The following is a 21,566-nucleotide window of genomic DNA, read 5'->3' on the forward strand; positions in this document are numbered from 1 at the left end:
AGGGCTTATAGCTCAGCCGGTTAGAGCGCACGCCTGATAAGCGTGAGGTCGGTGGTTCGAGTCCACTTAAGCCCATGCATTGTTTTCTTAGCGAAGACGAGCGAAAGCGAAGTCTGAGGTTAGAAAACAAGCACACCTTGCATAGCGAAGCGGAGCAATGGTGTTACCATAAGGAGAGACTACATCAGATATTCCTTTGGAAAGGATGAAAGATGTTGAAGTTCGAATCTTTAAGTCTCATTTGCAGAGATATTCTCTACATGATGTACCTTGAAAACTGCATACCAAACGAGAAATTATATAAATATTTTATAATTAGACATCCGAGGTATCAATTACTTTAAAGTAATTGATATTTAATAATAAAAATAAATTTTTAAACATAGTGTATGATACACGCTAGTGTCATACATAAACACTAAATCTAAATGATTTAAGAGGTTAAACATAAAGAGCGTAGGGTGGATGCCTAGGCACTGACAGCCGAAGAAAGACGTGACAAGCTGCGAAAAGCTGCGGGGAGAAGCACATATTCAATGATCTGCAGATGTCTGAATGGGGAAACCCACTTGGAAGAACTCCAAGTATCTGTACGCCAATACATAACGTACAGAGGGGAACCCGGTGAACTGAAACATCTAAGTAGCCGGAGGAAAAGAAAACAACAGTGATTGCGAAAGTAGCGGCGAGCGAAATCGTAAGAGCCCAAACCGTGGTGCGTGCACTGCGGGGTAGAGGACTGCAATACGAGTAAGATATATTACCTGAACCGTTTTGGAAAAGCGGGCCAAAGAGCGTGAGAGCCGTGTAAGGGAAAGTATATTGAATCCAGCAGTATCCGGAGTACCACGAGACACGAGAAACCTTGTGGGAAGCAGGGGGGACCACCCCCCAAGGCTAAATACTAGTCAGTGACCGATAGCGTATAGTACTGTGAAGGAAAGGTGAAAAGAACCCCGGGAGGGGAGTGAAAAAGAACCTGAAACCCTATGTTTACAAACTGTGGAACACCGAAAGGTGAACCGCGTACTTTTTGTAGAACGGTCCGGCGAGTTACATGTACAGGCGAGGTTAAGTATTAAAGATACGGAGCCGAAGGGAAACCAAGTCTTAATAGGGCGATGAAGTCTGTATGTGTAGACCCGAAACCGGGTGATCTATCCATGTCCAGGTTGAAGTTCGCGTAAAAGTGAATGGAGGACCGAACGCACATCCGTTGAAAAGGGTGGCGATGAGGTGTGGATAGGGGAGAAATTCCAATCGAACCCGGAGATAGCTGGTTCTCCTCGAAATAGTTTTAGGACTAGCCTCGTTATTAGTCTACCGGAGGTAGAGCACTGAATTTTTGCGGGGGCGTCAAAGCCTACCAAGAGATATCAAACTCCGAATGCCGGCTAGATGATTGACGGGAGTCAGACTACACGAGATAAGTTGGGTAGTCAAAAGGGAAAGAGCCCAGACCTACGGCTAAGGTCCCAAAGTGTGTGTTAAGTGGAAAAGGATGTGGGATTTCGAAGACAGCTAGGATGTTGGCTTAGAAGCAGCCATACATTAAAAGAGTGCGTAACAGCTCACTAGTCGAGAGGTCCTGCGCCGAAAATGTCCGGGGCTAAACACAACACCGAAGCCTAGGAATGTATTATATACATTGGTAGAGGAGCATTCTTAGAGGCGTAGAAGCCATACCGGAAGGAATGGTGGAGTAATAAGAAGAGAGAATGCCGGAATGAGTAGCGAGAAAGAGGTGAGAATCCTCTTGGCCGAATATCTAAGGTTTCCTGAGTAAAGCTGATCTACTCAGGGTAAGTCGGGGCCTAAGGCAAGGTCGAAAGACGTAGTCGATGGATAACAGGTACAGATTCCTGTACTACATATAATCAGAACTGTGGGGACACGGAGACTAAAACCGAACCCGGGAGGACAAAAACCGGGGCAAGCGAAGTACCTGTATGGGAGGAAAAACCACCATGCAAGGGGAAAACGTGATGCGTACCGAAAAATAGTAGGGAAGTCGGTTAGGGAGCCGTCAAGAAAAGCCGCTATAGTGTTATATGTACCCGTACCGCAAACCGACACAGGTAGATGAGGAGAGAATCCTAAGGCCGGCGGGAGAAGCATTGTTAAGGAACTCGGCAAAATGACCCCGTAACTTCGGGAGAAGGGGTGCCACTTTAATAGAGTGGTCGCAGAAAAAAGGCTCAAGCAACTGTTTAGCAAAAACACAGGTCTATGCGAAACCGCAAGGTGAAGTATATGGGCTGACGCCTGCCCGGTGCCGGAAGGTTAAGAGGAGAAGTCAGGAAACGAAGCTTTGAATTGAAGCCCCGGTAAACGGCGGCCGTAACTATAACGGTCCTAAGGTAGCGAAATTCCTTGTCGGGTAAGTTCCGACCCGCACGAAAGGCGTAATGATTTGAGCGCTGTCTCAACAATGCACCCGGTGAAATTGAAGTACCAGTGAAGATGCTGGTTACCCGCGCCAGGACGGAAAGACCCCATGGAGCTTTACTCCAGTTTGGTACTGGGATTCGGTAATACTCGTACAGGATAGGTGGGAGACATAGAAGCATGGACGCCAGTTTATGCAGAGTCGCCGTTGGGATACCACCCCTGTATTGCTGGATTTCTAACCTGCGGCCGTTATCCGGCCGGGGGACAATGCCAGACGGGGAGTTTGACTGGGGCGGTCGCCTCCGAAAGAGTATCGGAGGCGCTCGAAGGTTCCCTCAGAATGGTCGGAAACCATTCAAAGAGTGCAAAGGCAGAAGGGAGCTTGACTGCGACACCGACGGGTGGAGCAGGTACGAAAGTAGGACTTAGTGATCCGGTGGCATAAAGTGGGATTGCCATCGCTCAACGGATAAAAGCTACCCTGGGGATAACAGGCTTATCACTCCCAAGAGTTCACATCGACGGAGTGGTTTGGCACCTCGATGTCGGCTCATCGCATCCTGGGGCTGTAGCAGGTCCCAAGGGTTGGGCTGTTCGCCCATTAAAGCGGTACGCGAGCTGGGTTCAGAACGTCGTGAGACAGTTCGGTCCCTATCCGGCGTGGGCGTAAGATATTTGAGAGGAGCCGTCCTTAGTACGAGAGGACCGGGACGGACTGACCGCTGGTGTACCTGTTGGAGAGTAACTCCATGGCAGGGTAGCTATGTCGGGACGGGATAAACGCTGAAGGCATCTAAGCGTGAAGCCCCCCTCAAGATGGGATATCTCATGTGAAAACAGTAAGACCCCTTGAAGACTACGAGGTAGATAGGGCCAAGATGTAAGTACAGTAATGTATTGAGTTGATGGTTACTAATAGGTCGAGGGTTTAACCAAAAGATAGGAAAAAATTTATAATAGCTCGGGATTTGGTAGGCAGTTTTGAGGGTGCATTCCCTTTTATAAAAAAATACTTGACAATTTATTCTTCACAGAGTAGAATATCACAGTATTCGGCCCCATGGTCAAGCGGTTAAGACATCGCCCTTTCACGGCGGTAACACGAGTTCAAATCTCGTTGGGGTCATTGGCGAAAGCCTTTATTGGGAGCTTTAGCTCAGTTGGTTAGAGCAATCGGCTCATAACCGATCGGTCCCGGGTTCGAGTCCCTGAAGCTCCACTGCCCTTAGTTTTCTAAGGGCAATATTCCTTGATAGCTCAGTCGGTAGAGCATGCGGCTGTTAACCGCAGTGTCGTAGGTTCAAGTCCTACTCAGGGAGCTGAGATATTTATATCTTAATATTATGGCCCGATGGCTCAGTTGGTTAGAGCGCCGCCCTGTCACGGCGGAGGTCGTCGGTTCGAGTCCGATTCGGGTCGCTTTTATGCCGTAGTGGCGGAACAGGCAGACGCCCGGGACTTAAAATCCCGTGGGTAGAAATACCCGTACCGGTTCGATTCCGGTCTGCGGCAGTTTGAAATTTAGCACAGTCCTTATAATAAAGGATTTGTGCTTTTTTCGTACTTATTTTTAATTTATCTGTGATCTTGTCTTATATAAAATGCTGTCATAATGTATCAAAGTAATATATACTAAAAGAATCAGAAAACAAAAATAAATTATATCCGATTCAATTCTTAAGAATCTTAGGTAAAACTTCGGACAGTATAAATGAAAATATTACAATTGCTCCACCTATAATGAGATTCTGAGTAAAAGACTCGTGTAAAAGTATTATTCCCATAACAGCAGCCATCACACTTTCAAGAGAGAGTAATACTCCGCTTGTTGTGGCGGATACATGTTTCATACCGTACAGTATTAAAAAGAAAGGTAAGGTTGTACAAAATACGGTAAGATATATTAACTGAAAGCTGTCTGAAAGATTTAAGGCAAAACTGTTATTTCCGATTAAAACTAATGACAGGATAGAAAGAATGGCCGTAGTGGAAACCTGCAATACATTCAATATTCCGGAATCATAAAGTTTTGAGTACTTAGATGAAATAACAATATACAAAGCATAGTCAACAGCACAAAGTATGCAATATATATCACCGATATGAAAGCTTCCAAGATTATTACCTAAAATAAAGAATACGCCAATCATGCAGGTAACTGAAACAATTATATCGGATAATGAGGGTCTTTTTCTCATTATAAGAAGGTATGCAAGTGGCATGAGTATAATATATGATGCAATAAGTAAAGATGAGCGTGAGGTTGTTGTATACTGTAAGCCGACTGTAAATGTAAAAAATTCTCCGAAAAGAAATATGCCCATTATTATACCGGCTTTTAATATTTCAAAATTTATCTTCAAGAGCTTTTTATTATAAATAAATACAAGTATTATTGCTGCAAAAGAAAATCTTAAAGACAATATCATATAAGGTGACACATCTTCTAAAAGCTGTTTTACAAAAATATAGGCTGAAGCCCAGAAGAATGTAGTAATAAATAATGCTATAAAAGCCTGAATCTTTTCTCTATTCATTTTATTCCCCCAAATAATAAAAAAATATTGATATAAGCTTTATTATAACGCATATTTGTTGTAAAATATATATTTCCTAATACAACCTTTTTAGACTGTCAAGCTGAATATTGTATACAATAAACAAAATAAATACTCTTTTGTTTTAACATCGGTTACAGATTTTTTGTTGTACTCAAACTAGAATATGATTTACCTATAGTATTAGCCGGGACTTACTTATCCGGCTTTGTTTAATCAGTTAAAGGAGTTTATATGAATAAATACTTTGATATAAAAGATAAAGTATATGATGTTACAGAGAAGTACCCTGAGCTTATAGAAGTATTGTCAGGGGCAGGATTTGAGAATTTAAAGAATGACATGATGAGAAAATCAATGGGAAAACTTCTCAGTCTTGAAACCGCTTTAAAGAGTAAGAATATAAATGTTGAGGTATTTGAAAAGCAACTTGTAGAGGCCATTGAGAGAAAGACTGTGATGTCTGATAATAACGGCATTGTAAGAAATCAGGATGAAAATGCAAAGACCTCTATAAAGGGTATATTGCCATGTCCTGTAAGAATGCAGTTTATAGAAAAGTTTGAAAAGTTTGTGGAAAGTCAGGACTATGAAATAAACTACAATCTGAATGCTGCAAGTATGGGAATGGAAGCAATTGAAGAAGAAATAAGGAATGCAAAGACGGAAGACGATTTATCTGATGTATATATGTCGGCAGGGTTTAACTTGTTTTTTGATAAGAAATTGATGGGCAAGTTCAGAGATAAGGGTGTCTTTGTAGACTATAGACAGGGAAAATTAAATAAATCTCTAGATAACGGAATGATTTCCTTAAAGGATCCGAAAGGAGAATATTCTATAATAGGTGTTGTTCCTGCTATTTTTATTGTAAATAAGGATGTACTGGGAGACAGAAGTTTACCTGTTTCATGGGAAGATTTATTTAAGCCTGAGTTTGAAAACTCAATAGCACTTCCTACTTCAGATTTGGATATGTTTAATGCAATTATGCTTGGAATATATTCAAATTACGGAAGAAAAGCCGTTGAGGCGCTTGGAAGAGGGCTTTTAAAGTCAATGCATCCTGCACAGATGGTAAAGACCGGAGGAAGAAAAGATTTCAATACACCTGCAGTAAGTATTATGCCTTATTTCTTCTCAAAGACCATAAAGGAAAATTCAAACCTTACAGTGGTTTGGCCAAAGGACGGAGCTATAATAAGCCCTGTATTCCTTTTGACAAGAAAGAAAAACTATGAAAACAGTAAACCTTTAATAGATTTTCTGTTATCAAAAGAAGTGGCGGAAATATTGGGTGCAGACGGAAAATTCCCACAGACAAACCCTGAATATGATAATAAACTTGCAGATGATCAAAACTTCCTTTGGGCAGGATGGGATTTTATTCATTCAAATGATATCGGAGAAATCCTTTCAAATACTGAAAAATGGTTTTACGGTCAGACAGAATAAGGAGAGATTAATATATGAATTTAGTTATATTTTCAGGTCCTCCTTCATCGGGAAAGACCTCTGTTATTTTAAAAACTATTGAAGCAATGAAGGATAGAGGTATAAAGGCGGGAGTTGTAAAGTTTGACTGTTTATATACCGATGACGATATCATATATGAAAAGGCAAACATTCCTGTAAAGAAAGGACTTTCGGGAGGACTTTGTCCCGATCATTTCTTTGCATCAAATATTGAAGATGTTGTGAAATGGGGAAGGGAACAAGGTCTGGATCTGCTTATTACAGAGTCGGCAGGACTTTGTAATCGCTGTTCACCTTATATTACAGATATAAAAGGTGTATGTGTAATAGATAATCTCTCAGGTATAAATACACCTAAAAAAATAGGACCTATGTTAAAGGCGGCGGATATCGTAGTCATAACAAAGGGAGATATAGTAAGTCAGGCGGAGAGAGAAGTATTCAGCGGTAGAGTAAGTGCGGTAAATCCGAGAGCCATGGTAATGAATGTAAACGGACTCAGCGGTCAGGGAGCATTCGAGTTGTCTACATTAATATATGACAATGAAGTAAATATTGAGTCGGTACAGGGAATGAAGCTCAGGTTTGCAATGCCTTCGGCAATGTGCTCTTATTGTCTGGGAGAAACCAGAATAGGAGAAGATTACCAATTAGGTAATACCAAGAAGATGCAATGGGAGGCAAATAAATGAGTGAAATAAAATTAAAAGAGTTACTGGAAAAATATCCTTTTGCTACAGATTTCTTTGAGAGCGCAGGCTTTGATATCACTGAAAGTTTGGATGCAACTTTTTCTGAATTTTTGGATGGATTTACCGAAGAAGAACTTGAAGAAACAGCAATAAATAAGGATGAATTAAAAATCCAGCTTGACACATTCATCAAGCAAATGCTACAATTCCTTGGTGATAATAAAGAAAAAATAGAAAGTTTAACTATTTTTCCAGGTCATAACAAAAGTGGAGAAAGAGAAAATTGTGAAAAATTTGACATTTTCTCTTCACAAATTGTGTCTATAGTTGGACCTACAGGATCCGGAAAGAGTAGATTGTTGGCTGACATTGAATGGGCAGCACAAAATGATACCCCTACCGGTAGAACCATATATATAAATGGTAAAAAGCCGGATCCGAAATGGCGATATTCTACAAATAATAAATTGGTTGCACAATTGTCACAAAATATGAACTTTGTTATGGATCTTACAGCCCGTGAATTTATAACCATGCATGCGGAAAGCAGAATGGTCGAAGACATCGAGACTGTAGTTGAAAAGATCCTACATGAAGCAAATAAACTTGCCGGAGAAAGTTTTGCACCTGAGACAGCAGTCACAGCTCTAAGCGGAGGTCAATCCAGAGCTCTTATGATTGCGGATACGGCAGTTCTAAGTTCTTCACCAATCGTTTTGATTGATGAGATTGAAAATGCCGGAATAGACAGAAAGAAGGCTTTAGACCTTTTGATATCACAGGATAAGATAGTCCTTATGGCTACTCATGATCCTCTGTTGGCATTGATGGCGGATAAGAGAATCGTTATCAAAAACGGCGGAATTGATAAGATAATAGAAACTACGGCAGAAGAAAAAGAAGTTTTAGTGCAACTGAATTATATTGACGGAATTATGCAAGAATCTAGAAAAAGGTTGCGTGCGGGTATGACGCTTGAAGGAGATATATGTCAGGAAGTTATACACAGTCCCCACTCTTTAGGGGAATGACTGAAGAAGAGATAGAGCTTTGCTTAAAAGAGGCAAAGGCCGATATCCTCGGTTTCAGAAAAGGTGAGATGATTTTCAATCAGGGAGACAAACCAAGATACATTACCATGTTGGTTGAGGGTAGTGTATCTGTAGGAAATGACTCCGTGAACGGAAAAAGAAGTATATTAGGTATGTTTTCAAACCCCGGAGAGCTTTTCGGAGAGGTTTTTTTGTTTTTAAATCATGATGAGTATGCAAATTATGCATGTGCAAGTTCTCCAAGTAGGATTTTGGAGATACCAAAAGAGTATCTTACAAGACTTGGGGATAAGCCTTCACCGCTCCAAAATAAAATGCTCTCAAATTTGCTCACAATATTTGCGGAGAGGACATACTATTTAAATAACAGATTACAGGTATTGTCATGTTCAACATTGAAGCAAAAAATCGCAAGATTTATATTGCAGAATATGAATGACAGAGACAGGGTTACTCTTAAGATGAGCAGAGAAGAGTTTGCAGACTTTTTAAATGCCGCAAGACCTTCACTCTCAAGAGAACTTATGAAAATGCAGGAAGACGGATATATAAAGGTCGTAAGAAAAGATCTTATAGTAAAAAATCTGGAAGGACTTAAAAGTCTTTAAAAAAAAACATTGCTCGGTAACTAAAGTTACAGTTTTTGGATTTTATTTCTGCTATTATACACTCATGCACAGGATGCAAGAGAAAATAAATTTAAATCTGTAAAGACAGATTGCTCATAGACTGTAGAACAGTCATAGTAAGAGGAGGTAAAAAATGGAAAACAAAATGTTTTGTTATCAGTGTCAGGAGACAGCAGGAAATACAGGCTGTACTCAGGTAGGTGTTTGCGGTAAGAAGCCGGAAGTTGCAAATATGCAGGACTTGCTTATATATGTAAGTAAGGGTATATCAGCAGTTACAACAAGACTTCGTGCAGAAGGAAAAGAAATAAGCAAGGAAGTAAACCACCTTATTACTTTAAACCTTTTCATCACAATTACAAATGCAAACTTTGATAATGATGCTATTATTGCAAGAATCAAGAAGACTCTTGATGTTAAGAAGGAACTTTTAAATGAACTTTCAAACAAAGATAATCTTCCTGAGGCTGCTCTTTGGGAGTCATATGATGAGAGCGAGTATCTTACAAAGGCTGCTACAGTAGGTGTACTTGCAACAGAAAACGAGGATATCAGAAGCCTTAGAGAGCTTATTATATACGGTCTTAAGGGACTTTCAGCATATTCAAAGCATGCAAATGCACTTTTACAGGATGACGGTGAGGTAGATGCATTCTTACAGAGAGCATTGGCTGCAACACTTGATGACAGCTTAACTGCAGATGATTTAGTAGCACTTACACTTGAGACAGGTAAGTATGGTGTAAACGGAATGGCTTTACTTGATAAGGCAAACACAACAGCTTACGGAAACCCTGAGATTACAACAGTTGATATCGGTGTAGGAACAAACCCTGGTATCCTTGTTTCAGGACATGATTTAAGAGATCTTGAGATGCTCTTAAAGCAGACACAGGGAACAGGAGTAGATGTTTATACTCACTCAGAGATGCTTGCAGGTCAGTATTATCCTGAGCTTAAGAAGTATCCAAACCTTAAGGGTAACTACGGTAATGCATGGTGGAAGCAGAAAGAAGAGTTCGAGAGCTTTAACGGACCGATCCTTATGACTACAAACTGTATCGTACCACCTAAGGCAAGTTATATTGACAGACTTTATACAACAGGTTCAGCAGGTTATCCGGGATGTAAGCACATCGCAGGTGATATCGGTGAGGAGAAGGATTTCTCAGAGATTATTGAGCAGGCTAAGAAGTGTGCACCTCCAACAGAGATAGAGAGCGGAAATATCGTAGGCGGTTTTGCACATGCACAGGTTCTTGCACTTGCAGATAAGGTAGTAGATGCTGTTAAATCAGGTGCTATTTCAAAGTTCGTTGTAATGGCAGGTTGTGACGGTCGTTCAAAGGCAAGAAACTACTACACAGATTTTGCAAAGGCTCTTCCAAAGGATGCCGTTATTCTTACAGCAGGATGTGCTAAGTACAAGTACAATAAGCTTGACCTTGGAGATATCGGTGGTATTCCAAGAGTTCTTGATGCAGGTCAGTGTAATGACTCTTATTCATTGGCAGTTATCGCACTTAAGCTTAAGGAAGTATTCGGACTTGATGATATCAATGATCTTCCGCTTGAGTTCAACATTGCATGGTATGAGCAGAAGGCAGTTATCGTTTTACTTGCACTTTTATACTTAGGTGTAAAGAATATTCACCTCGGACCTACACTTCCGGGATTCCTTTCACCAAATGTAGCTAAGGTATTGGTTGAGAACTTCGGTATTGCAGGTATCGGAACAGTTGAGGATGATATCGAGCTTTTCTTCGGAAAGGTTGAGAAGGAAGTTGCTGACGGAAAGTACAGACCTGATATGCTTATCGGTGAGGTACTCTCAGAGAACCCTGCTGCAGCAAGCGTTCTTATGGATATCGGTATGCACTGCCTCGGATGTCCTTCATCACAGATGGAGTCACTTGCAGAGGCTGCTATGGTACACGGTATCGATGTAAATGAACTTATCAGCAGATTAAATCAGTTAGGATAATTTATATAGATAAAAAGATAGCCCGGATTTAAAAGTCCGGGCTATTTTCATATTGTTTTTTATCCATATTTTTTATAAATCTGTTAAACTCAATATCCGACATTTTATCATTTTCATACTTTAATTTTCTGTATGCTGAGGGTGTCAGACCGTATTTATGTTTGAAGGCCTTTGAAAAAACAGATAGGGAGTCATAGCCGCATGAATATGCGACATTTTCTACAGACAGAGCGGAGTCATCCAGCATATGGCAGGCTCTGTTAAGTCTGCAATATGTAAGATATTCAGATGGTGAATGTCCCATTGTATTTTTAAAAAGTGTAAAAAGATAATTTCTGCTTATACCTAAATGAGAGGAAACATCACTAACACCTATTTGATTGTAGAAATTATTCTGAATAAATTCTATGGCTCTTACAAGATAATTATTATTCCTAAGCTCTGTCGATTGACTTAAAGATTCAGAATACATTGTATCGGGACATATAGTGCTTAAAAAATCATATAAAAGTGACTGCCTTTTTAATTCTTCTTTAAATCCGCTTGAATCCGTATCAAGTATCGCCTCGGTAATAGCTATTATTTTTTCTCTATCACCGGTTAAAACCGGGTTATCAGAACTTATACCGATACGGTTCATTATTTCAACGGCTTTATCGCCTTTAAATGCAATCCAAAGATAATGCCAAGGATCTTCAAAATCAGCCTGATAAAAAGTCATTGCGCTTGGCTCTATTAAAAAAGCTTGATTCTCACCCAAATCATACTCTACATTTGAGCAAAAAAACTTTCCTTTACCGCTTAATATAAAATGAATTATATAGCAGGGTCTTATAGCCGGTCCGAATCTATGCCCGGGACTACATTCCTCATGGCCCGCAAAATTTATAAAGCAATCAGAGAATGTCTGATCGTTAAACAGTTTAAAATTTATACCTTCCATAATTCTCCATTTTAATATAAATTCATATTTAAAATACATTCATGAGATATATTTTATTTTGTTCAAGTTTTAATTGCAATAATAAATCTTTGTAAGTGTATTCGATTTTATAGTTAGTTTACGAAATAACAATCATTGAATATGGTATAAAAGTTAAAACCACGTATAAATGTAGTTTAAACGGATAATAATAAACAAAGAACTTGAAATCAATTACAAATCGACAAATTTATATAACATTTTGAAATGCATGACAAAAATAATTATATTATTATAAGACCATGAAATTTAAGGGAGGACTTAAAATGATTAAGAAAAAATTACTTGGTTTAGCACTATCATCAATGATGGTATTATCTTTGGCGGCTTGTGGCGGATCATCAGGCGGAGCTGATAAATCATCTGCAGCTGCAGACAGCTCACAAAGCGGCGGTGAGGGTGGAAAGATAACAGTTGCTATATGGGATAACGGACAAAAGCCGGGATTACAGGAAATCATAAATGATTTTACTGCAGAAACAGGATATCAGGTAGATCTTCAGGTAATCTCATGGGACGCATATTGGACATTACTTGAGGCGGGTGCTTCAGGCGGAGATATGCCTGATGTATTCTGGATGCACTCAAATGAGTCACAAAAATATATGGAAAACGATATCCTTATGGATCTTACAGACAAAATCAAGGCAAGCGATAAGCTTGAGATGGATAAATTCCCTGAAGATGTTAAGGAGTTATACGTAAGTGACGGTAAGACATATGCTATACCAAAGGATGTGGATACAATAGCACTTTGGTACAATAAGACTATGTTTGATGAGGCAGGTCTTGCATATCCTGATGAAAACTGGACATGGGATGATTACTATGATGCGGCTGTAAAGCTCACAAAGCCTGACGGAAGCCAGTTCGGTACAGCTATGAATCCTTCAAACAACCAGGACGGATGGTACAATATAGTATATTCAATGGGTGGTAAGGTTATTTCAGATGATAAGAAAAAATCCGGAATGGATGACCCTAATACTATAAAGGCAATGGAGTTTGTTGATAAGCTCAGAAAAGATGCTATGCCTGATGCTACCGTAATGTCTGAGACAGGTACAGATGTACTCTTACAGTCAGGTAAAATCGCTATGCTCCCACAGGGCTCATGGATGGTTGCTCCATTTAAAGAGAATGAGTATCTTGTTGCAAACTGTGATGTAGCTGTACTTCCAAAGGATGCAACTACAGGTAAGAGAGTAAGTCTTTATAACGGTCTCGGATGGGCTGCAAATGCCGGTACAAAGAATCCTGAGGCTGCATGGAAGCTTATCGAGTGGTTCTCAACAAAGGATAATCAGGAGAAGCAGGCAAAGCTTGGTGTAACAATGGCGGCATATGAGGGTGTATCTGATTTGTGGAAAAACAATACAGATAAGTTCAACCTTGAGCCATATTTGACAATGTTAAATGACAGTGACCTTGTAATCAGACCACACTCAAGAGCGACAGTAGTTTGGGAAAACAAGAACACAGCAAATCTTGTAGAGGCTTGGAGCAATAAGGTAAGTATAGATGAGGCATGTAAGAAGGCCGCATCCGATATGAATGAACTGTTGTCACAGGAATAATTGATGCATTTACCCGGAGCCGCTACATTTGTAGCGGCTCTTTGTAATAAGGAGAATATATGAATAAAAGTAGGATGACACCAAGACAAAAGAGTGAGCTAAGATGGGGATGGGCTTTTATGTTTCCGACAGTCTTAGGACTATTGGTACTTAATATTTACCCTACATTTAGAACGATATATCAAAGCTTTTTCAAAACAGGAGATTTTGGAAAAGGAAATAAATTTGTAGGATTCGGAAATTATATAAAACTTTTTCAAGGAACTGAGATATGGCAGGCAATTATAAATACCTTCAAATATGCTATAGTTGAAGTGCCTTTTTCAATAGCGATAGCTTTGGTACTTGCCGTATTCTTAAACGGAAAAATAAAGGGAAGAGGTATTTATCGTACCGTTTTCTTCCTTCCGATGGTTGCTGCACCTGCTGCAGTGGCAATGGTATGGAGATGGCTTTACAATTCCGAGTTCGGTCTTATAAATAATATTTTCCATTTGAAAGTAAACTGGATATCAGACCCTAATCTGGCTGTATATTCTATTGCTATAATAGGTATATGGTCGATAATCGGTTATAATATGATACTTTTTATTTCCGGATTGCAGGAAATACCAAGTGACTACTACGAGGCGTCAAGTCTTGACGGTGCAAGCGGGATACATCAGTTTTTTAATATTACAATACCTTTACTTTCACCTACTATATTCTTTGTAAGTATTACCAGAGTAATAGGCGGATTCATGGTGTTTGATCTTATATACATGGTAATGGACAGAGATAACCCTGCACTGCCAAAGACTCGGTCTTTAGTATTCTTATTCTATCAGTATGCTTTCAGAAATCAGGATAAGGGAATGGGAGCTGCAGTTGTGGTAATTTTATTGTTAATTATCATTATTATCACCGCATTACAGATGTTGGCACAGAAAAAATGGGTTCATTATAATTAGGAGGAGATATGAAATTAAATAAACTTTTAATTCATGTGATACTTATCATGGTATCCATAACTATGATCGTACCCTTTGCATGGATGGCACTTACAGCTTTTAAAACGGTAACAGAGTCTACATCTGTGAATCCGTTTACTATATTTCCTGCAAAATGGATAACTTCAAATTTCACTGAAGTCATCAACAATATGGACTTTATGAAATTATATCTGAACACATTATTGCTTATAGTCGGAAGAGTATTTTTTGCGGTAATGACATCCACCATAGCAGGTTATGCATTGGCAAGACTTGATTTTCCGGGAAAAACTGTGTGCTTCGGACTTGTACTTTTCCAAATGATGGTTCCAAGTCAGATATTTATTATTCCGCAGTACCTTATGGTAAGTAAGCTTGGAATGCTTGATACAATATTTGCCCTTATATTCCCGGGACTTGTATCGGCTTTTGGAACATTCCTTCTTAGACAGACATTTATGTCACTCCCAAGAGATCTGGAAGAGGCTGCAAGAATAGACGGATGCAATATCGGACAGACATTTTTGCTTATTATGATGCCGCTTGTTCGTTCGGGAATGATTGCACTGGGTATCTTCACAGCTGTTTTTGCATACAAGGATCTTATGTGGCCGATGATCGTAAATAAGAATGTTATGCCGCTTTCAGCAGCACTTGCCAAAATGCAGGGACAGTATACAAACAACTATCCACAACTGATGGCAGCTTCACTACTTGCCTGTATTCCTATGATAATTCTATATCTGATATTCCAAAAGCAGTTTGTAGAAGGTATAGCGACATCAGGTGGAAAATTATAAAACAAATGAGGTTTTTATGTCTATTAAATTAAACGGTAATTTAATTACTCTTTCAACAAAGAATACATCATATCAGATGAAGTTTGATGACTTAGGTTATCTCTTCCACACATGGTATGGTGAAAGAATAGAAGACAGTGACGATATGTCCTATAGAATCAGCAGTATAGACAGAGGTTTTAGCGGAAATCCGTATGAGACAATGGATAGAAGCTATTCTTTGGATGTATATCCACAGGAATATCCTACTTTTGGAAACGGGGATTACAGAGTCGACTGCATTCAGGTAATAAATCCTGACGGTACAAATGTAGTGGAATTAAAATATGACTCATGTGAAATCAAAAAGGGAAAATATGATTTGCCGGGACTTCCTGCATTTTTTTGGAATGAGGAAGAGGGTGAGAGTCTTAAAGTAAATCTTATAGATAAGGTAAGCGGAGTAAGAGTAGAGCTTTTGTATGGTGTACTTGAAAAATATGATATTATTACAAGAGCTGTTAGAATAGTAAATACATCTGCAAATGAACTCAAAATAGAAAAGGCACTTTCAGCATGTATAGATATGGTGGACGGTGATTTTGATCTTATACACTTCCATGGAAAGCATGCTATGGAAAGAGAGTTTGAGAGAAGTCCTCTGTTACACGGAAAGATGGTACTTGAAAGCAAGAGAGGTACCTCAAGCCATCAGCAAAATCCTTTTGCAATACTTGCAAAAAAGGATGCTACAGAAACTTTTGGTGAATGTGTGGGTGTTGCATTTGTATATAGCGGTTCATTTATAATTGAAGCGGAAATAGATCAGGTAAATCAGACAAGGCTTGTCGTAGGTCTTCATCCTGAGCAGTTTGAATATATATTGAATGCAGGTGAAGAGCTTGTACTTCCTGAGGTTGCATTTACATATTCAAATGCAGGCTTTGAGAAAATGACACATTCATTCCATGATGCCGTAAGACAAAATCTTCAGCAGGGAGAATTTGTACATAAGCACAGACCGATACTTATAAATAACTGGGAAGCTACATATTTTGACTTTAATGCAGACAAGATCTTCGATATCGCATCAAAGGCAAAGAGCCTTGGAATAGAGCTTTTGGTTATGGATGACGGATGGTTCGGAGAAAGATATGATGATCTTAGAGGGCTCGGTGACTGGTATGTAAACGAGGAGAAACTCGGTTCATCATTAAAGGAATTGGTTGATCGTATCAATGCAATAGATATGAAATTCGGTATCTGGTTTGAGCCTGAGATGATAAATGAGGATTCAAGACTTTACAGAGAGCATCCTGATTTTATGATTAGAGTGCCAAACAGAAAGGGTGTAAAGGCAAGAAGCCAGTATGTACTTGATTTTACCAGGAAAGATGTCAGAGAATATATTAAAGATATGATGGTGAAAATACTTGACAATGCAAATATCGAGTATATCAAATGGGATATGAACAGAAGCTTGTCTGCGGTATATTCTGCTAATCTTTCCGCAAAGAGTATGGGAGAGTTCCATTACAGATATGTTCTCGGCCTTTATGACTTACTTGGTGAACTTACAAAGAAGTATCCGAATATTATGTTTGAGGGCTGTTCAGGCGGCGGCGGAAGATATGATCTCGGTATGCTTTACTACTATCCTCAAATCTGGTTAAGTGATGATACCGACGCTGTTGAAAGATTGAAAATACAGTATGGAAGTTCATTTGCATACCCTATCGGAAGTGCAGGTGCACATGTATCCGCATCACCTAATCATCAAACTACAAGGAAAACACCTTTTGAAACAAGAGCTACCGTAGCCATGGGAGGCACTTTCGGATATGAGCTTGATTTGAACAAGGTATCTGAAAAAGAGCAGGAGCAGGTGAAGTCTCAGGTTAAGGATTATCTGAAATATGATGAGCTTATACATGAAGGCGATTACTACAGAATTACAAGTCCATACGATAAATCAAGAGTAACTGCTTGGCAGGTTCTTTCAAAGGATAAATCATTCGGTCTTTTAAGTGCGGTGGTACAGGCTGCAGAGGCGAATGAGTCAAATATCTATATTTATCCGAGAGGCCTTGAAGACAATGCTTATTATGAGATAGCAGGTGAAAAAAGGCGAGGAAAAGTTTGGATGAAGGGTGGAGTTTTAATTCCGAGAATTAAAGAAGAGTACGAGTCATTCAGATTCGAAATAAAAAGAGTATAGTAATAAAAAAACAGTAAGCAAAATCGGCTTACTGTTTTTTAATATTAAACTTTAAGTTTTTCACTTAGCCATATGCACAGATTACTATATCTGCTTTCAAGATTTTCATGATGTCCGTAATTGTCAAATACAGAGGTAACATCCATAATCTTTTCTTTAATTATACTGTGTAAATCTGCAGCAATCTTTGGAGCATTTTCTAAAATATTATTATGTTTATCTCCCTCATTTTTTCCGTTCAGCAAATAAACGGAAGCTTTTTTGTTTTTAAAATCTGTATCTTCACAGTATTTTATAAAATCCGGATACCAGAATGAACCGCAAAGTGAAAATACCATACCCGGTATATCAATAGTTGAAAGTGAATATACTGCTGCCAGTCCGCCAAGAGAATATCCGCCATATACAATTCTTTCATAATCTATATTGTACTCGGACAAAATTTCAGGCAAAAAAGTTTCAAAAATCAGATGGTGATATTTATCGGCACTTCCGCCAAAATCAGGCATACCGGGTCTTATATTTTTGGCAGGCTTAGGTGTAAAAGCGTCCAATCTGTTTTCGGCTTTTAACCCTATAATTATTGCTTTATCTTTTAAAGCTTTTAAACGGAATATTTCACCGTCATTTAAAAGTATAAGCGGATAACTCTTTGTTTTATCATAATTTTTTGGTAAGCTTATTTCCATTTTAAACATTTTATTATTTGCTATTGCAGGTACATCACTTAAAACAGTATTATTCTTCATAAGTTCCACAGCATTTGCATCCAAATCTTTATTTCTGTCATTTGTAACATAGAGCTTGTAAGCATCGAAGGTTGAATCATTGTATGCACACATAATGAGGGCATTTTTTAATTCAACTGAGTTCTTATTATCTGAAGATACTACAGCATTTATCTTTTTGTCAAGTTCATAGGCATAACAGCATTATTGCTCAACAACTTATTCTAAGTTCGTTCGGCTATTCTATGATAAATAAGGAGATATTACAGATAGAAAATGCCGTGGAATTTATGGAAAAATCCTATAATAAAAATTTGTGCCTTGAAGATCTGGCCGATATTGCAGGTATGAACAAGGCTCATTTTTCTTATACATTTAATAAGATTTACCATATAAGACCTATAGATTATCTTATAAGATTACGCCTAAAAAAGGCTGTAAATATGCTGTTGTCGGGGGTATCCGTTACTGAAACGGCTATAAATGTGGGGTATCGTGACCCGCTTTATTTCAGTAGACTATATAAAAAATATTTTGGTATATCACCAAGTCAAACATTAAGGAAATAGGGCAAAATGTTGCTTATTATCGAATACATAAATAAAATAAAGTTTATTTATTCTAAAAATTATGCTATAATGTCGACAATACATTGTTGAAAAATGTGAATAAGATTACGGGATATTTTCTTTAAGGAAGATATATCTAAAATTTTTTTTGGCAAAAATAGCATTTAGATCTTGAGTTCAATAATCTGAAATTAAATGTTATAAACCCGAATTAAATTTACAAACAATCATATATGCCGCGATTTTAAAAAGATAAAATCAGCAACGTATTTAATGGCATATAAATACATCGTGGAGGGAATTTTGATGTACAGTTTTACAGTTAACGGTAAATTGGTTGAAACTGAAAAAGAAGTGTCACTTTTAAGATTTTTACGTGACGATTTAAAGCTCAAATCTATAAAAGACGGATGTAGTCAGGGAGCTTGCGGTACTTGTACCATTATAATTGACGGAAAAGCTACCAGAGCCTGTGTTATGACTACAAAAAGAGCACAGGGAATGAACATTGTTTCTGTTGAGGGATTAAGCGACTTTGAAAAAGAGGCATTTGTATATGCATTCGGATCAAAAGGTGCTGTACAGTGCGGATTCTGTATTCCGGGTATGGTAATGTCAGGTAAAGCTCTTATTGACAGAAATCCTAATCCTACAGAAGACGAAATCAAAGAGGCGATAAAGGGAAATATCTGTAGATGTACAGGATATAAGAAGATTATTGAGGGTATTGACCTTACGGCTCAGATACTTAGAGGCGATAGAAAGATTGATGAAGAGCTTGAAAAGGGTGATGACTACGGTGTAGGTTCAAATGCTTTCAGAATTGATGTAAGAGACAAGGTTCTCGGTATCGGTGAGTATGTTGATGATGTGGAACTTGAAGATATGCTTCATGTTTCAGCAGTAAGAACAAAATACCCTAGAGCAAGAGTACTTGATATCGACTTCTCAGAGGCTTTGGCACTTGAAGGTGTAGTTGCGGTATATACAGCAGAGGATGTACCTAACAATAAGGTGGGACATATTCAGCAGGACTGGGATGTAATGATCGCAAAGGGTGACGTTACAAGATGTATGGGTGATGCTATTTGTCTCGTAGTTGCTGAGAGTGAAGAAATATTAAAGAAGGCTAAGGCGCTTGTTAAGGTTGAATATGAGGTGCTTGAGCCTGTAAGAAATATAGATGAGGCTAAGGCGGAGAATGCACCTAAGGTTCATCCAAACGGAAACCTTTGTCAGTCAAGACATGTTAAAAGAGGTGATGCAAAGGAAGCAATCGCAAATTCAAAGTATACTGTTACCGAGACATTTGATACACCTTTTACAGAGCATGCCTTCCTTGAGCCGGAGTGTGCTATAGCAATGCCGTATAAGGACGGTGTAAAGATTTTCAGTACCGATCAGAGTGTATTCGATACAAGAAAAGAAGTAGCTATAATGTTCGGCTGGGATCCGTCAAAAGTTGTTGTAGAGAACAAGTATGTAGGTGGCGGATTCGGTGGAAAAGAGGACGTTTCCGTTCAGCATATAGCGGCACTTTGTGCATATAAGCTTGGAAGAACCGTTAAGGCGAAGTTTAGCAGAGACGAGTCGCTTGCATTCCATCCGAAGCGTCATGCAATGCACGGTACATTTACTCTTGGATGTGATGAAAACGGTATATTTACAGGACTTGACTGTGATATCTATTTTGATACAGGTGCATATGCGTCTCTTTGCGGACCTGTACTTGAGCGTGCATGTACTCATGCGGTAGGACCATATTGCTATCAGAATCATGACATTAGAGGATACGGATACTATACAAATAATCCTCCTGCAGGCGCTTTCAGAGGATTCGGAGTGTGCCAGAGTGAGTTTGCGCTTGAGTCCATTATAGATTTACTTGCAGAAAAGGTTGGAATATCACCTTGGGAAATCAGATACAGAAATGCTATCGAACCGGGCAAGGTATTGCCTAACGGACAGATAGCAGACTGTTCAACAGCTCTTAAAGAGACATTGGAAGCTGTAAAAGAGGCATATGAAGCAAACTATCCGAATGTAGGCTTGGCATGTGCTATGAAGAATGCCGGCGTAGGTGTAGGACTTCCTGATACAGGACGTGCAAAACTTATTGTTAATGACGGTGTTATAGAGATATATTGCGGTGCTTCCGATATCGGTCAGGGTTGTGCAACAATATTTATACAGATGGCGGCGGAAACTTTGAATTTGCCGAAGTACAAGTTTAAAAATATGGGATGTAACTCTGAATTTGACCCTGATTCAGGTACTACTTCAGGATCAAGACAGACTCTTATAAGCGGTGAGGCCATAAGAAGAGTTTCTATTGAACTTAAAAAGGACCTTGATGCTGTTGGCGGAGATTTAAATAAGCTTAACGGTAAAGACTACTATGCAGAGTACTTTGAGCCTACAGATAAGCTCGGTGCAGATGTACCTTTCCCTAAGTCTCATGTTGCATACGGATTCGCTACACATCTTGTTGTACTTGATGATGACGGTAAGGTTAAAAAGGTTTACGCGGCTCATGACTCAGGAAAGGTGGTAAACCCTATTTCAATACAGGGTCAGATAGAGGGTGGAGTGCTTATGTCACTCGGATATGCACTTACAGAGGACTTTAAGCTTCAAGATTGTATGGTTAAGTCAAAGTATGGAACACTTGGTCTTATGAGAGCTACAGATATACCTGAGATTGAGGCGATATATGTGGAGAAGGAAGAGCTCCTTGGAGTGGCATACGGTTCAAAGGGTATCGGTGAGATTGCAACAATTCCTACCGCACCGGCAGTACAGAATGCATACTATAAGAGAGACGGCAAATTAAGACCGAAATTACCTATGGATGACACATATTATACAAATAAAAAGAAAAAATAAATAAGGAATACTTTTTGTTGGGATTCGATATGGATCCCAACTTTTTTATTTCAAAAATAATAAACATATGTTGA

14 protein-coding genes, 6 tRNA genes and 1 rRNA gene are annotated in these 21,566 nt (G+C 38.9%); 18 read left to right on the forward strand and 3 right to left on the reverse strand.

Going from position 1 to position 21,566, the window contains the following annotated elements:
- Position 1 precedes the first annotated feature (1 nt).
- The 7 genes from HMPREF1135_RS00805 to HMPREF1135_RS00835 all read left to right on the forward strand — a co-directional run bounded on the left by HMPREF1135_RS00805 (position 2) and on the right by HMPREF1135_RS00835 (position 3,903).
- Positions 2-75: transfer RNA gene (locus HMPREF1135_RS00805), tRNA-Ile, on the forward strand.
- A gap of 364 nt (positions 76-439) precedes the next feature.
- Positions 440-3,327 (forward strand): 23S ribosomal RNA (locus tag HMPREF1135_RS00810).
- Between the two features lie 118 nt (positions 3,328-3,445).
- Positions 3,446-3,517: transfer RNA gene (locus tag HMPREF1135_RS00815), tRNA-Glu, on the forward strand.
- Positions 3,518-3,536: 19 nt separating this feature from the next.
- A tRNA-Ile gene (locus tag HMPREF1135_RS00820) sits at positions 3,537-3,610 on the forward strand.
- 27 nt (positions 3,611-3,637) lie between these two features.
- Positions 3,638-3,710: transfer RNA gene (locus HMPREF1135_RS00825), tRNA-Asn, on the forward strand.
- 26 nt (positions 3,711-3,736) lie between these two features.
- Positions 3,737-3,810, forward strand: a tRNA-Asp gene (locus tag HMPREF1135_RS00830).
- A 7-nt stretch (positions 3,811-3,817) separates the two neighbouring features.
- A tRNA-Leu gene (locus HMPREF1135_RS00835) sits at positions 3,818-3,903 on the forward strand.
- Positions 3,904-4,061: 158 nt separating this feature from the next.
- Here HMPREF1135_RS00835 and HMPREF1135_RS00840 read toward each other — a convergent pair.
- Positions 4,062-4,928, reverse strand: coding sequence for a DMT family transporter (locus HMPREF1135_RS00840; protein WP_007590947.1), 867 nt, complete (start codon positions 4,926-4,928; stop codon positions 4,062-4,064).
- A 255-nt stretch (positions 4,929-5,183) separates the two neighbouring features.
- Between HMPREF1135_RS00840 and HMPREF1135_RS00845 the strand changes: the two genes are divergently transcribed.
- The 5 genes from HMPREF1135_RS00845 (at position 5,184) to hcp (ending at position 10,782) form a co-directional block, all read left to right on the forward strand.
- On the forward strand, positions 5,184-6,404 hold the full coding sequence (locus HMPREF1135_RS00845) for an ABC transporter substrate-binding protein (protein WP_007590949.1): 1,221 nt from the start codon (positions 5,184-5,186) through the stop codon (positions 6,402-6,404).
- Between the two features lie 14 nt (positions 6,405-6,418).
- A complete protein-coding gene (locus tag HMPREF1135_RS00850; RefSeq protein ID WP_007590952.1) occupies positions 6,419-7,117 on the forward strand; it encodes a GTP-binding protein in 699 nt (232 codons plus the stop codon).
- The gene (locus HMPREF1135_RS00855; RefSeq protein ID WP_007590954.1) at positions 7,114-8,148 is read left to right on the forward strand and encodes an ATP-binding cassette domain-containing protein; all 1,035 of its coding nucleotides are present in this window, start codon (positions 7,114-7,116) and stop codon (positions 8,146-8,148) included. Before HMPREF1135_RS00850 ends, HMPREF1135_RS00855 begins: the two co-directional genes overlap by 4 nt.
- Complete coding sequence (locus HMPREF1135_RS00860) at positions 8,106-8,777, forward strand: Crp/Fnr family transcriptional regulator (protein ID WP_007590956.1); 672 nt, start codon at positions 8,106-8,108, stop codon at positions 8,775-8,777. The genes HMPREF1135_RS00855 and HMPREF1135_RS00860 overlap by 43 nt, the downstream gene beginning before the upstream one ends.
- Before the next feature lie 154 nt (positions 8,778-8,931).
- The gene (hcp, locus tag HMPREF1135_RS00865) at positions 8,932-10,782 is read left to right on the forward strand and encodes a hydroxylamine reductase (RefSeq protein ID WP_007590958.1); all 1,851 of its coding nucleotides are present in this window, start codon (positions 8,932-8,934) and stop codon (positions 10,780-10,782) included.
- Between the two features lie 28 nt (positions 10,783-10,810).
- Here hcp and HMPREF1135_RS00870 read toward each other — a convergent pair whose 3' ends face one another.
- Positions 10,811-11,725, reverse strand: coding sequence for an AraC family transcriptional regulator (locus tag HMPREF1135_RS00870; RefSeq protein ID WP_007590959.1), 915 nt, complete (start codon positions 11,723-11,725; stop codon positions 10,811-10,813).
- 305 nt (positions 11,726-12,030) lie between these two features.
- Between HMPREF1135_RS00870 and HMPREF1135_RS00875 the strand changes: the two genes are divergently transcribed.
- Genes HMPREF1135_RS00875 through HMPREF1135_RS00890 form a run of 4 tightly spaced genes read left to right on the forward strand, consistent with a single transcriptional unit; the run spans position 12,031 to position 17,309 of the window.
- Entirely contained in the window at positions 12,031-13,341 is a 1,311-nt protein-coding gene (locus HMPREF1135_RS00875) for an ABC transporter substrate-binding protein (RefSeq protein WP_007590962.1), read from the forward strand.
- A gap of 59 nt (positions 13,342-13,400) precedes the next feature.
- A complete protein-coding gene (locus tag HMPREF1135_RS00880; protein ID WP_007590965.1) occupies positions 13,401-14,291 on the forward strand; it encodes a carbohydrate ABC transporter permease in 891 nt (296 codons plus the stop codon).
- Positions 14,292-14,299: 8 nt separating this feature from the next.
- Positions 14,300-15,112, forward strand: coding sequence for a carbohydrate ABC transporter permease (locus HMPREF1135_RS00885; protein WP_007590968.1), 813 nt, complete (start codon positions 14,300-14,302; stop codon positions 15,110-15,112).
- Positions 15,113-15,128: 16 nt separating this feature from the next.
- On the forward strand, positions 15,129-17,309 hold the full coding sequence (locus tag HMPREF1135_RS00890; protein WP_007590969.1) for an alpha-galactosidase: 2,181 nt from the start codon (positions 15,129-15,131) through the stop codon (positions 17,307-17,309).
- A gap of 44 nt (positions 17,310-17,353) precedes the next feature.
- On the opposite strand, the gene HMPREF1135_RS00895 is transcribed toward HMPREF1135_RS00890, so the two are convergent.
- The gene (locus HMPREF1135_RS00895; RefSeq protein ID WP_007590970.1) at positions 17,354-18,151 is read right to left on the reverse strand and encodes an alpha/beta hydrolase; all 798 of its coding nucleotides are present in this window, start codon (positions 18,149-18,151) and stop codon (positions 17,354-17,356) included.
- Positions 18,152-18,282: 131 nt separating this feature from the next.
- Here HMPREF1135_RS00895 and HMPREF1135_RS00900 point away from each other — a divergent pair, with 131 nt between their 5' ends.
- Both HMPREF1135_RS00900 and xdh read left to right on the forward strand, forming a co-directional pair.
- Positions 18,283-18,606 carry a helix-turn-helix transcriptional regulator gene (locus tag HMPREF1135_RS00900; RefSeq protein WP_007590971.1) on the forward strand — a complete coding sequence of 108 codons (324 nt, stop codon included), beginning with the start codon at positions 18,283-18,285 and terminating at the stop codon, positions 18,604-18,606.
- Between the two features lie 306 nt (positions 18,607-18,912).
- Positions 18,913-21,492, forward strand: coding sequence for a selenium-dependent xanthine dehydrogenase (xdh, locus tag HMPREF1135_RS00905; RefSeq protein ID WP_007590972.1), 2,580 nt, complete (start codon positions 18,913-18,915; stop codon positions 21,490-21,492).
- Positions 21,493-21,566 lie beyond the last annotated feature (74 nt).

Source organism: Lachnoanaerobaculum sp. OBRC5-5, assembly GCF_000296385.1.
Classification (GTDB): domain Bacteria; phylum Bacillota; class Clostridia; order Lachnospirales; family Lachnospiraceae; genus Lachnoanaerobaculum.